Raw genomic sequence first — 15,967 nt, forward strand, 5'->3', positions numbered from 1 at the left:
CTTGGCACAACAATTGTTTTTATATATTAGAGATTCAGAAAATAGATAATTAATTTACTGATTATCAATAAACTAAAAATAACGAATTGACATTGATTTTACAGTTTTTAAAAATCAATGTCAGTATGACAGAGATATAACAGATGAGCAAACCAAAAATAATGCATTTAGACAATTTGTCGCTACATAGCATGTTAAATGAAGATTCAGAATTAATTCCGTTAATGACTCCAGAAGACGAGGAGATTATTAACAAAGAAAGCGTTCCGGAAGTTTTAGCTATTTTACCTTTAAGAAACACTGTATTGTTTCCAGGAGTTGTAATACCTATTACAGCAGGTAGAGACGCTTCTATACAGTTGATAAAAGATGCCAACAAAGGCGATAAAGTAATTGGAGTTGTTGCTCAAAAAAACGAAGAAGTAGAAGAACCAGGTTTAGCAGACATTCATACAACGGGTGTTGTAGCACAGATTTTACGTGTTTTAAAAATGCCTGATGGTAACACAACCGTTATTATACAAGGTAAAAAACGTTTCGAAATTGATACCATCGTTCAGGACAAACCGTATTTAAAAGCCACTGTAAAAGAAGCTATTGAAGACAGAAGTGTAGATGATGAAAAAGAATTTGAAGCCATTATAGAATCTATTAAAGAACAAGCTTTAGAAGTAATAAAGGAAAACCCAATGTTACCTAGCGAAGCTTCTTTTGCGATTAAAAACATAAAATCAGATTCGTTTTTGGTGAATTTTATTTCATCGAACATGGATTTATCTGTAGCGCAAAAACAAGTTATTTTAGAAAAAGACAATCTAAAAGAACGTGCTTTGTTAGCCTTAAAAAACTTAAACAAAGAGCTTCAGAAATTAAAATTACGTAACGATATTCAGTCTAAAACTCGCGAAGATTTAGACCAACAACAACGTGAATATTATTTACATCAGCAATTAAAAACCATACAAGATGAACTTGGTGGCGTTTCTAATGACGAGGAGTTAGAAGAAATGCGCAAGCAAGCAAAAACTAAGAAATGGAATAAAGAAGTTGCTGCTACTTTCGAGAAAGAGATCAATCGATTAAAAAGAATGAATCCGCAAGCGGCTGAATATGGTGTTCAGAGAAGCTACTTAGAATTGTTGCTAGAGTTACCTTGGGGAATTTACTCTGAAGATAAATTCGATTTAAAACTAGCTACAAAGGTTTTAGATAGAGATCACTTTGGTTTAGAAAAAGTAAAAGAAAGAATTATAGAACACTTAGCGGTTTTAAAGTTAAGAGGAGATATGAAATCGCCAATTATCTGTTTATACGGACCTCCAGGAGTTGGTAAAACTTCTTTAGGGAAATCTGTTGCAGAAGCATTAGGACGTAAATACGTACGTATGTCTTTAGGTGGTTTGCGTGATGAAGCAGAAATTAGAGGACATAGAAAAACTTATATTGGTGCCATGCCAGGGCGTTTAATTCAGAATTTAAAAAAGGCAGGAACCTCTAACCCAGTTTTTGTTTTAGATGAAATAGACAAGCTAAGCAATAGCCATCAAGGAGATCCTTCTTCTGCCATGTTAGAAGTTTTAGATCCGGAGCAAAACGAAGCTTTTTACGACAACTACTTAGAAGTTGGGTACGATTTATCTAAAGTACTTTTTATTGCAACCGCCAATAACTTAGGTCAAATTCCTTGGGCATTGCGCGATAGAATGGAAATTATAAATGTTACCGGTTATACGATAGAAGAAAAAATAGAAATTGCCAAAAGACATTTATTACCAAAACAATTAAAAGAACACGGTTTAACTACCAAAGATTTAAAGTTAGGTAAAAAACAATTAGAGCAAATTGTAGAAGGTTATACAAGAGAATCTGGTGTACGTGGTTTAGAAAAGAAAATTGCCAAAGTGGTACGTTTTGCAGCTAAATCTATTGCTTTAGAAGAAGAATATGACGTAGCTCTTTCATCAGAAAAAATAGAAGATATTTTAGGAACACCAAGATTTAGAGATAAATTCGAAAACAATGATGTTGCTGGTGTTGTTACCGGTTTAGCTTGGACCAGCGTTGGTGGAGACATTTTATTTATAGAATCTATTTTATCTAAAGGAAAAGGAACGCTTTCTATTACAGGTAATTTAGGTACGGTAATGAAAGAATCTGCAACCATTGCCCTACAATACATCAAATCAAATGCAGAAGAATTTGGAATTAAACAAGAGGTTTTAGAAAAATACAATGTACACATTCACGTACCAGAAGGCGCAACGCCAAAAGACGGACCAAGTGCAGGTATTACCATGTTAACTTCTTTAGTTTCTTCTTTTACGCAACGTAAAATTAAAAACAAATTAGCCATGACTGGTGAAATTACCTTACGTGGAAAAGTGTTACCTGTTGGCGGAATTAAAGAAAAAATATTAGCGGCTAAAAGAGCAAATATTAAAGAAATTATTCTGTGTAAAGAAAACGAAAAAGACATTTTAGAAATCAAAGAAAGCTACTTAAAAGGCATGACGTTCCATTATGTTACAGAAATGAAAGAAGTTATAGAAATAGCACTTACAAAGCAAAAAGTAAAGAATGCTAAAAAATTAAACTAAACTTAAAAAGCCTCTAATATGCTGATTTTTAATTGGTAATTAGAGGCCTTTTTATGCCCTTTTACCAACGTTTTTACTTTCTGTAGTAAAACATTACATATAAATAGCTAGTTCCGTTTTAGCATAGTAAATTTGCAAAAAAAACAATTTTAATAATTATTTAGGCCTCTAAAAAATTATATTCGTAAAATTTACACCTATTTACTACATTATACACAAACAAAAACACAAAACACTAAACATAACTCACATAAAAGCGCTACAAAGTGCTTTTATGTTTTTTTTTGATACTAAATAGTACATGACTCTTACCTCTAAAAACAATACAAATACCCCACGTATTACAACAGCATTATTGTTAGCTGCCGGAACCGGAAGTCGTCTTTTTCCAATCACAAAAGATGCTCCAAAATGCCTAACCTTAGTTAGCGAAGAATCTATGTTAGCGCGTCTTGTAACCAATTTAAAAGACCAGGGTTTTACGCATCTTGTTATTGTAACTGGTTATAAACAAGAATGTATTGTAGACTTTTTAGGCAACCAAACAGACGGTTTAAGTATCGAGTACATACACAGTCCGCTATACAAAACCACCAACAATATTTACTCACTTTGGATGGCTCGTAACAGCATTAAAGAACCTTTTGTACTTCTAGAGAGCGACTTGGTTTTAGACACCGATCTATTAACCCACATGAAGTATCCAAATAGAATTGCCGTAGCAAAAATGCAACCTTGGTTAAACGGAACTACCGTAACTTTAAATGACCAAAACGAGGTAATGCAGTTTCAACCAGGCACCACAGAACCGTATACAGAAACGCGCTATAAAACCGTAAATATTTATAGTTTCTCTTTAGAATCTTGGCAAGAAGTTACAAAAAAACTGAATCAATATATTGAATCCGGAAACGTAAACGCCTATTACGAAACCGTTTTTACAAGCTTAGTAGCCGAAAAAACACTAGCATTCGAAGCTGTTTCTTTCGATGAAAAACCTTGGTACGAAGTAGATACTATTTTAGATTTGGCCGAAGCGGAAAAACTATTTCCAGTAGTAGCTACTGAAGAAGAGGTTACCTACGCTCTTTATTAATTTTTATTAGAAGCTATTTCCTGCTTTCCGCACTCGCTTTTTTATTCTGAAAAAGAATAAAAAGAGCTCAAACATTTACTTCAATCAGGGCTAGACTTGTTTGTTGGGGGTGTTGAGAAGATATATTTAGGTCATTTAAAAAAAAACAACTGAATAACAATGTTTTATATCCCAAATTTTTCGAAGAGCTTATACATTTCAGAAATACTTTTATTAGGATTATCTATATTAAAATCCCCAAGTTTTTTCGCATTTGAAATAGCATTTTTTTTCTTGTCAAATAATAATTTGTAAATATCATTATTTCTCTTTTTGTAGAATTTTTCGCTCTTTTCGTAGTCTTTAATATGTAATTGTTTTAGTCTTTTTTCAGCATCATTACAATTTGAAAAAAACTTACCGATTGATTCAAAATGTAATAACAACCACAATTCTAAACAAGGTGCATTTATAAATAACTGTACATTATGGAAGCTTTTGTTTATTTTAATTTTGTATTCATTAAACTCTTGTAAAGCTGTTTTCGAACCTTTTTTAGCTTCTTTTGATTCTTTTAAAATTGTATCAAAATCAATAAGCCAAATTACTTCATCATATATCTTTGAGTTTTCAATTACGCTTGCAAACTGTTCAGAAAATTTTTTCTTTTTAGGCAATTCTGGTTTTATATCAATTCTAGGGATGTCTTCATTCTTCTTTAGCATTTGCAAATACCAAACTTCGGTTTTACCGTCTACTATTATAGAATACGTTTTTTTACCTTTTCTGTGATGATTTCGTAAGTTTTTAGTTCTAGCCATTTTCTAATTCAATATAATAATCACTTAAACTTGGTACTGCTCCTAATTTACCTGTTTTATAGGCATTAAATATAGAGCCAGTATCTTTTCTAACAACTGATGAATCAAAATCATCTAAAGAATATAATTCAGTACATCCGTTATCATTTTTCTCTGCAAACCAAATAGCATCACTACGGAGTATATCTTTTTCAATTAAAAGTTCTCGGTGATGAGTTGTTGCTATTAATTGAGATGTTTTAGAATTTACTAAAAATGACAAAAGAAAATGTTTTAATAGATCGGGATGTAATGAAGATTCTATTTCATCAATAGGCACTATAAGCTCATTCTTCATCATTAAACTTAATAACCCACTAAATTGATAGTATCTCTGAGTACCTTCAGATTCATCATTATAAGGTAACAAAAAATTGTCATTATTTAGTGAATGTTGAAAAAATATTTCTTTTTTCTCAATCTTTCCGGTTTCTTTTATTTTATTCAATTTATCATCAGGCATCAAAGTTTTTTTATTAAGAAACTCCAAAATATCTGCATCTATTTCTGTTTCTTCACTTTTGATTATTAAATCTGATATATTAAAATCTGCTTTTTTAAGAAACTCAACAATGTCATTTTTATTAATCTTATCACTTTCAATTCTACTTGAAATAAAATTTAATAAACTTGTTTTCGAAGAAATTAATGGTTTTAGTTTATTATCAAACCAATCAATAGTTTCTTGAAGCTCCTTAGATTCAAAATTTGTTTTAATATAACCACCTAAAACAGTATTATTCCATAAAGTATTAGCCTCTAGTGTAGACTTATGAGATTTATTAATTTTAATCTTACTCCCAAATTCAATTTTCGATAACTGTTTAGATACTTCCGTAGTTCTACGAAAAACCAATGCTTTATTTGGCTTATGAAAGTAAAGTTCTTCAGCTATAACAGATTTCTTATTTAACTCAAGATTATATATATATTTTACATTGTTTTGAAAAAATTCAATATTAAAAATAGTATTTTTATTCTTTGATTCTTTATCAAATAAGAAAGGACTGAATTCAATAATTTCATTTTTTTTATCAGCAGGTTCAAGTATTAATTCTTGTAAAAAATCTAAACTATTTAATAAAGTTGTCTTTCCAGAAGCATTTGCTCCATATATAAGACCTAATTTTAATAATCTTAAATCTTTCCCTGCATTTATAACAAAGTAATCCTCCAAATCATTTGAATTTGAAGCCTCAAATGATAAAGTGACCTTATTTTTTATTGAACGAAAATTTTCAACTGAAAAATTTATTAACATTTTTTAATCTTTATATGTAAACCTATTACAAATATAAGCCAAAAACATCATTAAGTTGATTGAAAGTTCACTTTTTTAATGAGACACACCTTTATCAATTACATATCCTCCATTTAAAGAAACTACATCAACAGTTAATTAACTGTTAGTTTTTTAACCATAAAAAATCAATTATTAAACAACTGTTTATCAACATTTAAATAACACTTTATTAAAGTAAATCTATCGTTTTACAAAAACAACAAACACAAAAAAAACCTCCAATTTAACTGCAACTATTACAGAGATTGAAGGTTTTTATATCGTTTTTACGAAGAAGTGTTTTTTATTTCACCCTTATTCTAAACCAAATTAAAAGAAATTTTTATTCCTTCAATAATCATACTTGTACCAATAATAGCAATGATTAATCCCATTATTTTACCAATTACAGAAATAACATTATTCCCTATTTTCCGAACAATATAATCGCTTAAACCAAAAGTAATATAGGTTAACAAGCACATTATCCCAAAAATTAGTATCACCAAACTAATGTGAATATAACTAGCATCAGACACAAAGTTCATGGCAGTTACAATGGTTCCTGGTCCTGCTAAAATAGGAATTGCTAATGGCGAAACCGCGATGTTTTCGTCAATATCTACACTTTTTAAATGCTTTATATTCGACTTTTTAGATTGTAACATATCAAACCCAACAAAGAAAATTAAAATACCACCTGTTATTTTAAAAGCAGGAATTGTTATACCAAATAGCTCGAAAATAAATTTTCCTAAAATAACAAAAACAGTAACAATAATAAAAGCAATTATAACTGCTCGTTTATTTATTCTTTGCTTAGTTTCTTTACTTGCTCCGTCTAATAAAGTTAAAAAAATTGGTAAATTAGAAACCGGATTCATAATGGCTAAAAAACCAGTAAATACGGTAATTGAATAGGTTAAAAGATTATCCATTTATTTTTTTTCTGTGTTTTTATAAATCCATTCTGCGATAAAGCAAAACCCAATAATTGAAATAGAAATGAGTACTCCCAATAGGTTTGTTTCGTACTGTTGGTGTATTAAAATAACGGTAGCAACCATGCATAAAATAAAACCCATTAACGGAATTACTTTATTGCTTCCTGTGTTTTTAGACAATTTATAACCAACAAAATTTACAATACCAAAAATAAGTAAAAACCCAACACTACCTGCTGTAGAGATGCTTTCTAAATCGAGAATATTTACAAGAATTAAAGTCGCAATGGCGGTTACCAATAACCCAATAGGTTGGTTCCATAATTTTGCTAAAAAATGATGATCGAGTTCATCATCTTCTGCAATTTCATAATTTACACGACCAGCACCTAATAAAGAAGCATTGATTGCTGAAAAGGTTGAGATTAAAGCAGCCACCGTAATTATAGAAAAACCAATTTGTCCTAACATCGGTTTTGCGGCTTCTGCCAAAACATAATCTTCTGCCGTAGCAATTTTTGAAAAAGGAAGTGACCCCACCGTAACAATGGCAATAATAATGTACAAAATAATGACAAAAATAACCGAGATGTAATAAGCTCTAGAAATATTTTTTTCTGGATTGATAATATCAGGCGCTGCATTTGCTATTAACTCAAAGCCTTCATAAGCCACAAAAATAACCATTCCGCCTGCAAATAATTTAATAGGAGCTTCCCAATTAGTCACTGCCAATTGCGTCAGTTCTGGATTCCCTATTAACCCGTAACCTCCAATAAAAATAAAGGCAATTAAAATGATCAGTTTAATAACAACAGCATAAGCTTCTATTTTACCCACCACAGCAACACTATAATAATTAATTACGGTTGCCAAAACAATGATGCCACTCGCATAAATATGAAAATCGATGGTTTTATGATGTGTAATTTCTAATAAATTAGGTGCATAAGAACCAAATGCAGAAGCATAAAGAGAAAGCATTATAATATAACTTACCCATAAAAGGTTACTAATTGCACCACTAAACACCATTTTACCAAACCCTTGGTTGATAAACTTTACCGTTCCTCCCCTATTTGGGTAGGATATTGAGAGTTTTACGTAACTGTAAGAAGTTATTAAAGCCAAAATTCCTGCCAATAAAAAAGCAATAGGTGTTCCGCCTTTTGCGAGTGATACCGCAAGACCAAGAACTGCAAAAATTCCACCACCTACCATTCCGCCTACTCCAATAGATATTGCTTCTTTTAATCCTATTTTTTTGTTCATTTATGGTCATTTAAAGTATAAAGGTAAATTTTATTAAAGGATTCAGTATCAAATTTCCTTATAAAAATAAAAGCTCAAAAACAAGGTAATTGTGTTTTGAGCCTTTACAATGTATTTGCATAAAATAGCACTTATTCGTATTCTTCTTTAACATCTAGAGTGTTGTTTATTTTGACAAAAGGCTGTCAATTCGAGTGAATTTTACAATTGCAATGCGTAAAATTTGTATCGAGAATACCTATTTTAAGTTATAAAATTGTTCTCGATATAATTTTTCGTACCTCAAAATCACTCGAACTTAGATTTTAGATTTACAAAAAATACAAATGCGCCATTGGTTTTGTTATTGAATTTCTTCAATTTCGAAACCTGCACTTTTTACAGCTTCTACTACGCTGTTTTTATCTTCATCATCTAAGGTTACTTCTAAAATTTTATCATCGTGCTCTAAATCTACTTTCCATAAATCTATATTGTCTAAATTATTTAATACAGGCGTTACAGATTTAATGCAACTTCCACAATGGATATTTGTTTTGTATTTTACGGTTGTCATCTTTTTTTATTTTTAATTAATGTTTTTATTTTTTAATCTTAAACTGTTAGAGAGTACAGATATAGAACTCATAGACATTGCTGCCCCAGCAATCATTGGGTTTAATAAAAAGCCGTTGATGGGATACAATGCTCCTGCCGCAATAGGAATGGCAATAAGGTTGTAAATAAATGCCCAGAATAAATTCTGTTTGATGGTTTTCATCGTTGCTTTAGACAATTGAATGGCTTTAGAAATCTGTTTTAAATCGGAATGCATTAACGTGATTCCTGCACTTTCCATCGCAATATCTGTTCCGCTTCCCATAGCAATACCAACATCTGCTTGTGCCAAAGCATGCGAGTCATTGATGCCATCTCCTGCCATCGCAACCACTTTGCCTTGTGCTTGTAGTTCTTTCACAAAAGCACCTTTATCTGCAGGCATTACATTTGCTTGATAGTTTTTTATCCCAACTTTGTTGGCAATTGCTTTTGCAGTTTGCTCATTATCTCCAGTTAACATGTGTATTTCTATGCCCATTTGTTGTAGTTTCTCAATGGCAGCAAGCGTTGTTTCTTTTACTTTATCGGCCACTGCAATTATAGCAACTACGGTGTTTTTATGCGCTACATACACCACTGTTTTTGCTTCTGTTTTTAAGCCATTTGCTTTTACACTCAATTCGGCAGGAATTGTAATTTCCTTTTGAACCATTAAACTTTCATTCCCTATTCTATATAGTTCATTTTTAAAGGTTGCTTCTGCTCCTAAACCAGTAATACTTGTAAAAGAATCGATGGAAACACTTTCTGTATCTATCGATTTTAAATGTGCTACAATTGCCTCTGCTATAGGATGTTCTGATTCTGATTCTATAGCAAACACTACTTTCTCTAACTCGGTAGAAACTGTGTTTTTATCCCAAATTAAATCGGTTACTTTTGGTTTTCCTTCGGTGATGGTTCCTGTTTTATCTAAGATTAAAGTATCAATTTTATAAGCAGTTTCTAATGCTTGCGCGTCTTTTATTAAAATTCCTTGTTGTGCTCCTTTACCAATCCCCACCATTAAAGCGGTGGGAGTTGCCAAACCTAAGGCACACGGACAAGCAATAATTAAAACGGTAATTGGTGTTAATAATGCATACGTTATGGAAGGATCTGGCCCTAAGAAATACCATAAAACGGAAGTTACTATTGCTAAACCAATTACTATAGGCACAAATATACCTGCAATTTTATCTGCCAATTTCTGAATAGCAGGCTTGCTAGATTGTGCTTCTTCTACCAATTTAATAATTTGAGATAGTAAAGTTTCATCGCCAATTTTAGTAGCAATAATTCTTAAAGATCCTTTCTGATTGATAGTACCTGCAAAAACTTTGCTTCCCTTCATTTTTTCTACCGGAATCGGTTCTCCAGAAATCATGCTTTCATCTATAAAAGAAGTTCCTTTTTTTACTTTTCCGTCTACAGGAATTTTATCTCCAGGTTTTAAAATGATCATTTCTCCTTTTAAAATTTCATCATAAGAGATTACTTTTTCTTCGCCATTTCTAATAGCGGTTACTTTTTTAGGTTTTAAACCCATTAATTTCTTAATGGCAGAAGAGGTTTTACTTTTTGCTTTTTCTTCAAAAAAACGTCCTAATAAAATTAAAGTAATAATAATTACTGCCGATTCGAAATACACATGAGGCACCAAACCTTTGCTTAAAAAATACTGCGGATTTACGGTATTAAACACACTAAATAAAAAGGCAATTCCGGTACTTAATGCCACCAATGTATCCATATTTGTAGAAAAACTCTTTAACCTTTTCCACGCAATGGTGTAAAACTCTGCTCCACTATAAAATAAAACAGGCAATGCAAGCACCATCATAATCCAATTTTCATACGGTATTTTACCCATTAAAAACATAGACATGATAAAAATAGGCACCGAAAAGATTGCAGCGAAAATCAACTTCTTTTTAAGGGTTGCTAATCTTTTTTCTTCTAAAGCTTCAAACTCTTTTTTAGTATCTTCTTTTGTGCCTAAAATCAATTTAAAACCTATTTCTTTAACTTTATTCCCAATAGTTTCCAACGGAATAATATTCTCGTCATATGAGATGGTCACCGATTGATTTGGGTAATTTACAGCAACCTCAAGAATTCCTTTTTGCGGCTTTAAATACGTCTCTATGCTAATGGCACACGAGGCACACGTCATACCTGCTACTTTATATTGTTCTTTCATGCTATCACTTTTATTGTACTACAAAAGTACAGCTACTGTACACCAAATTTGTTATAGAATTATGAGTATCATTTGTATAATTCTGATTTAATGATTTTTTACTTAAAGTGAATCTAACGATTGATGCTTGGGATTTTTCATCTTTTTAAACTGAGAAGGAGACATACCCGTTTCTTTTTTAAATTGAGCAGAAAGGTGTGCTACGCTACTATAATTCATCTGAATAGCAATTTCTGAAAGCGAATATTCTTTGTAAAAAAGAAGTTCTTTTACATGCTCTATTTTCTGTTTTAAAATAAAACGTTCTATAGTAATCCCTTCTACAGAAGAAAAAAGCCTACTAAGAGAAGCATAATCATGCTGTAATTCATCAGAAATATAATCTGAAAAATTGATATGTAAAGGTTCTTTTGAGTGATGTACTTGTGCAATTATTAACGCTTTAATCTGCGTTATTATTTTTTGATTTTTATCCTCTAACAACTCAAAACCTCTTTCTTTTAAACGCGCTCCCAAGGCTAATTTTAAAGCATCATCTATTACAGTATTACTTTCTAACTTCCCCAACTGAAGGTTGTGAATACCAATCTGTAAATCTGCACAAATTTCTTTTACCACATCTATACAACGCGGACAAACCATATTTTTTATATAGATAATAGTGGTGTTCATTTTTTTAAATTTAAAAAATAATTGCTACTTATTTAAGGGGGAATTAATGGTTGGTAAAGTTTCTTAAATCTCTATTAGCCCCATAAATTACTAAAATATCATTTTCGTTTAAAACAGTATCTGGCGATATCACACCTTGTACTTCTTCTTCGTTTCTAGACCTACCAACAATAGATTTTACTTTTCTTTTTTTAATGGTAGTTAATGCTAAGATATTGTATTTTCTACGAAGCTGAATTTCTTTAATTGTACTGCCAATATATCTTTCGGGAATATTTACCTCAATAATGCTAAAATCTGCACTCAACTCAAAAGAATCTACCACATTTGTTAAACATAATTTTTTAGCCCAACGCTCTGCAGATTCTTCTTCTGGATGTACAATTTCTTCGATACCAATGGCATTTAAAACTTTTTCGTGCAACGGATTAATAGCTCTACTAATTAATCGTTTTACTTGAAAATTTTTAAACAATGCCGTTGTCATAACATTAGCTCCTTGGTCTTGCCCAAAGGCGATAATAACCACATCGGTATCGCTTAATGGCAATCCGGAAACAGTAGATTCATCCGTAGCATCCATACAAATAGTATGAGAAATTCTTTCTTTATACAATTCTACTTTTGCCATATTGCTATCTATCCCAATCACTTCATTTCCTTGTGTAGTTAGTTTTTCTGCCAATGGAGCTCCAAAATTTCCGAGTCCTACAATAATATATTTCATAATATTAGTTTATGGTTATTTCTTCGCTTGGGTAGCGATAATTTTTATGTTTAATTTTTCTAAAAACGGCTACCATTATAGAAAGCATACTTACCCTCCCTATAAACATAATAGCAATTACCACTAATTTACTAGCCGTACCAAGATTTGCGGTTATACCTAAACTTAACCCAACAGTACTATAGGCAGAAAAACTTTCGAAAGCAATGTTTAAAAGCCCTAATTCTGGGTTAAAAATAGTAATTAGCATAATACCAGAACCTATTACAATTAATGAAAGTGCTATGGTAGCAAATGCTCTTTTTACAGAAATATCTGCAATTTCTCTTCGGTATACTTCTATTCTGTTTTTACCTTTTGCTAAACTGAGTATATTTAAAATAGCAATGGCAAAAGTACTGGTTTTTATACCACCTCCGGTGGATGCAGGCGAAGCTCCAATCCACATTAATAAAAAGGTAATCATTAATGTTGGCGATGCCAAAGCAGTCATGTCTACCGAATTAAAACCGGCTGTTCTAGGTGTTGTTGCAATAAATAAAGCATTGACCATTTTACCAAAAAACGAATGCTCTTCTAAAGTATTATGATATTCTATTATAAAAAAAAGTATAAAAGCAACACCTGTAAGTGATAAAGTAGTAACTAAATTAATACGACTGTTAATTTTTAAAACCCAAGGTTTATATGCTTTTCTGTACGCTTGAAATCGGAAAAAATTAAGAATTACATGCTTTAAATATTTAACAAGATTTACTACAATAGGAAAACCTAAACTTCCTAAAAAGAAGGTAGCAATAATAACCAATTGCAAAGAGTAATTAAAACGAAAACCAACCTCGTAAATACTATTGCTTAATGTAGAAAAACCGGCATTACAAAAAGCAGAAATAGCATGAAAAACAGAAAAAAAGGCTTTGTCTACAAAGCTAGTAACTAAGGCATCATCTAAGGAAATATAAATAAGTATGGCTGCACTTAACTCTACCGTTGCGGTAATTACAATAATATTTTTTAAGGTATTAAAAACACTTCCTATTCTTTGTGCATTAGTCATTTCACTTAGCGTTAATTGGTTTTCATACGTGCTACCACCTTTAAAAAAATAACTAAAATAACTCGCAAAAGTTAAAATTCCCAAACCACCAATTTGAATTAGAATTAAAAGGATAGATTGCCCAAAAACAGTAAAATAAGAACCTGTATCTACTACCGCTAACCCTGTAACACAAACCGCACTTGCGGATGTAAATAATGCATCAATAAAAGACAAACCATTATACGTTGCTTTTGGCATCATCAATAATAATGAGCCTAAAAAAATAATGGTTAAAAAACTTAAAATAAATAACTGAGCAGGATTAAAATAAATTCTATTTAGGTTTAATTTCAGTTCAGAAAACTCTCTAATAAAAGATAAAATAACAGCAAAAACAAGCCATAACGGGTTGTCTAAAACCAAATCTGTCTGAAAAGCTTCTCCAACAAAGAGGTACATATAAAAAATACCTAATAGATACATTACAGAAAGTACATCAAAGACAATTACATTTCTTTTTAAAAGATGTGGCCTTTCAAAATACCTCATAAAAGTAGAGATTAACCCCAAAGCAATTACAATAAAGTAAAACCCATCTATAAGTTCTTGTACCAAAATAGATTGCTCAAAACCAAAATGGAATATAAAAGCAAACATCCCTAAAACACTTGCCCAAAATGCAGTATTATATATTTTTTTAAAAGCAACATTCATTAGGCAAAAGTAGTCTTCATAATTAGTATTCTATTCAATTTTAAATTGTTTTATTTTGTTTTTTTATCTCTTTAAAAAGAAAAAACGTGTATTATTTTTTTAAGTATGCTCGTTTCTATAGGTTGATATAAAATTGTTTTATTATATGATTAAACGAACACCACCCAACTCTTCTATTTTATAAGGAAAACGATCTCCAGGAGAACCTATAAACATAAAATTAATAGGGATATTCCATCTTTCTGATAAATTTTTAATTAATTCCGGAGTAAATTGACCTTCTTCAATAATAAAATCAATAGCAATTTCTGGATATTCTCTATCCAAAAAATCAACTTCTTTCTTAAGAGTTTTTGGTAATTTATTATCTGCATTAGACACAAACACCAATTTTAATTTTTTGGTATGCTCATTTTTAGAAATATACATCATTACCTGATTTAGGTTTGCAAGATTATCTCCTTTCGTAAAGAACACAAACTCTTGAGAATTGATTTTATCTATAATTGAAAGTAACTTTTTATCTGTATTTAGCACTGCTTTTCTAAAAGGATCGAATACAGAATGTATTATTTTTAGTAGCACTTTTAGCAACAAAGTTCTATTTAACATTATGCTGATAAAAATAATAGAAGGTATAAAATACTCTAGAAAAACAGATACATTACTAGGCAAACCTTCTTTGGGTTTCATACTTACATTACCTATAAGGGCAAAAACAACAGCACTAATAGCTACTAGTATGGCAAACCAACTTGCTTTTTCTGGACGCGGTAAACTTGCTCTTTTTACTTTTAATAAAATATTACCAATTCCAAAAAGTGCCATTACAGAAAGAAAAGAAATGGTGTACACACCTGCTAACAATTTTACGTTTCCGTTGGTAATTAATAATACCGATATTGTTAAAAGTAAAAAAACAATCGTAATACGATAAGAGCTTCCTTTTTTATTTTTCTTTAAAAAATATTGTGGTAAAATTCTATCTAATGCCATACGTTCTAGCAAACCAGATACCCCCACAAAACTTGTTAATACAGCTCCACTTAATACTAAAAATGCATCAATAGCTATTAAAATAGCCAACCAGTTGCCACCAACATGAGAAGCCATTTCAATTAATAATGTATTTTGATAAGCATCACTTTGTAACAAAGGCATTGCAAATAACGCCAAAGCAAAAAGGGCTGCTAAAGGATTGATTACACTAACTACAATCCACATATTTTTTAAGGTCTTTGGAAAAACACCTTTTTGTTGATCTTCTACAAAATTGGCTGAACTTTCAAAACCAGAAACACCCAACATAGAGGCTGCAAACCCTAAAAAAATAGCATTTATAATACTTCCACCCGTAGTTGGTAGATGCCAATTTTCTATAAATATACCTATCCCACTATGCAACAGAAAGTAAATAATAAAAATACTTAATAACGCAAAAGAAGCCAAATGAAAAAGAAAAATTCCGATTGCTACTTTAGCAGATTCAGAAACACCACCTATGGTTAAAACACCAAAAAAAGTTAGTAATAAAATAGTAGCTATAATTACTGGAATACCAGGAATTAAATGGTGCAAATAATGTATGGCTTCATTGGCAGAAATAACTGCTGTAGCCATATAAGACAACAAGGTTAATGTTGCGGCAAAAGAAGCCATAGACTTACTTGTTGTATTTAATAAGGCATTGTAGGCACCACCATTTAAAGGCAAGGCTCCAACCACTTCTCCATAAATTTTCCTAAAAAGAAAAAGAACCAGAGATACAATTAATAATGTTACCCAAGCATATTGCCCCGCAAAAGCGATGGCCAAAGCAGATACATATAAAACAGATGAGCTTATATCATTACCACAAATGGCAGTAGAAGCTAAAACAGATAATTTTTCATGTTTTTTCATTAGTAACCTTCTTAATCTTTTACAATTGTAACTGTATTAGAGATTAAATTTAGTTCATTCTTTTTGAAACTCGTATCAAAATTAAACCTTAATTAAAATCG

12 protein-coding genes are annotated in these 15,967 nt (G+C 31.1%); 2 read left to right on the plus strand and 10 right to left on the minus strand.

What is annotated here, in order from left to right; genetic code table 11:
* The first annotated feature begins 143 nt into the window (after nt 1-143).
* Nucleotides 144-2,597: an endopeptidase La gene (lon, locus tag WHD07_RS03030; protein WP_343329999.1), complete on the plus strand. Its 2,454-nt coding sequence runs from the start codon at nt 144-146 to the stop codon at nt 2,595-2,597.
* A 301-nt stretch (nt 2,598-2,898) separates the two neighbouring features.
* Entirely contained in the window at nt 2,899-3,693 is a 795-nt protein-coding gene (locus WHD07_RS03035; protein ID WP_343330000.1) for a phosphocholine cytidylyltransferase family protein, read from the plus strand.
* 164 nt (nt 3,694-3,857) lie between these two features.
* Here the strand turns inward: WHD07_RS03035 and WHD07_RS03040 are convergent, their stop codons facing one another.
* From WHD07_RS03040 to WHD07_RS03085, 10 genes are all read right to left on the minus strand, one after another.
* Nucleotides 3,858-4,493 (minus strand): RloB family protein, encoded by a 636-nt coding sequence (locus WHD07_RS03040; protein WP_343330001.1) that lies wholly within the window; start codon nt 4,491-4,493, stop codon nt 3,858-3,860.
* Nucleotides 4,486-5,793 (minus strand): ATP-binding protein, encoded by a 1,308-nt coding sequence (locus WHD07_RS03045; protein WP_343330002.1) that lies wholly within the window; start codon nt 5,791-5,793, stop codon nt 4,486-4,488. The genes WHD07_RS03040 and WHD07_RS03045 overlap by 8 nt, the downstream gene beginning before the upstream one ends.
* Nucleotides 5,794-6,134: 341 nt before the next feature.
* A complete protein-coding gene (locus WHD07_RS03050) occupies nt 6,135-6,752 on the minus strand; it encodes a MarC family protein (protein ID WP_343330003.1) in 618 nt (205 codons plus the stop codon).
* On the minus strand, nt 6,753-8,030 hold the full coding sequence (locus WHD07_RS03055) for an APC family permease (RefSeq protein WP_343330004.1): 1,278 nt from the start codon (nt 8,028-8,030) through the stop codon (nt 6,753-6,755).
* A 343-nt stretch (nt 8,031-8,373) separates the two neighbouring features.
* Nucleotides 8,374-8,586 carry a heavy-metal-associated domain-containing protein gene (locus WHD07_RS03060; protein ID WP_343330005.1) on the minus strand — a complete coding sequence of 71 codons (213 nt, stop codon included), beginning with the start codon at nt 8,584-8,586 and terminating at the stop codon, nt 8,374-8,376.
* A gap of 12 nt (nt 8,587-8,598) precedes the next feature.
* Nucleotides 8,599-10,812, minus strand: coding sequence for a heavy metal translocating P-type ATPase (locus tag WHD07_RS03065; RefSeq protein ID WP_343330006.1), 2,214 nt, complete (start codon nt 10,810-10,812; stop codon nt 8,599-8,601).
* A 102-nt stretch (nt 10,813-10,914) separates the two neighbouring features.
* Nucleotides 10,915-11,484: an AraC family transcriptional regulator gene (locus WHD07_RS03070; RefSeq protein WP_343330007.1), complete on the minus strand. Its 570-nt coding sequence runs from the start codon at nt 11,482-11,484 to the stop codon at nt 10,915-10,917.
* Nucleotides 11,485-11,527: 43 nt separating this feature from the next.
* Nucleotides 11,528-12,211, minus strand: coding sequence for a potassium channel family protein (locus WHD07_RS03075; RefSeq protein ID WP_105048872.1), 684 nt, complete (start codon nt 12,209-12,211; stop codon nt 11,528-11,530).
* A gap of 4 nt (nt 12,212-12,215) precedes the next feature.
* On the minus strand, nt 12,216-13,964 hold the full coding sequence (locus WHD07_RS03080; protein ID WP_343330008.1) for a TrkH family potassium uptake protein: 1,749 nt from the start codon (nt 13,962-13,964) through the stop codon (nt 12,216-12,218).
* Between the two features lie 141 nt (nt 13,965-14,105).
* Nucleotides 14,106-15,866 carry an APC family permease gene (locus WHD07_RS03085; RefSeq protein WP_343330009.1) on the minus strand — a complete coding sequence of 587 codons (1,761 nt, stop codon included), beginning with the start codon at nt 15,864-15,866 and terminating at the stop codon, nt 14,106-14,108.
* Between the last annotated feature and the right edge of the window lie 101 nt (nt 15,867-15,967).

The sequence above is a fragment of the Polaribacter staleyi genome (assembly GCF_038024045.1).
GTDB lineage: Bacteria > Bacteroidota > Bacteroidia > Flavobacteriales > Flavobacteriaceae > Polaribacter > Polaribacter butkevichii.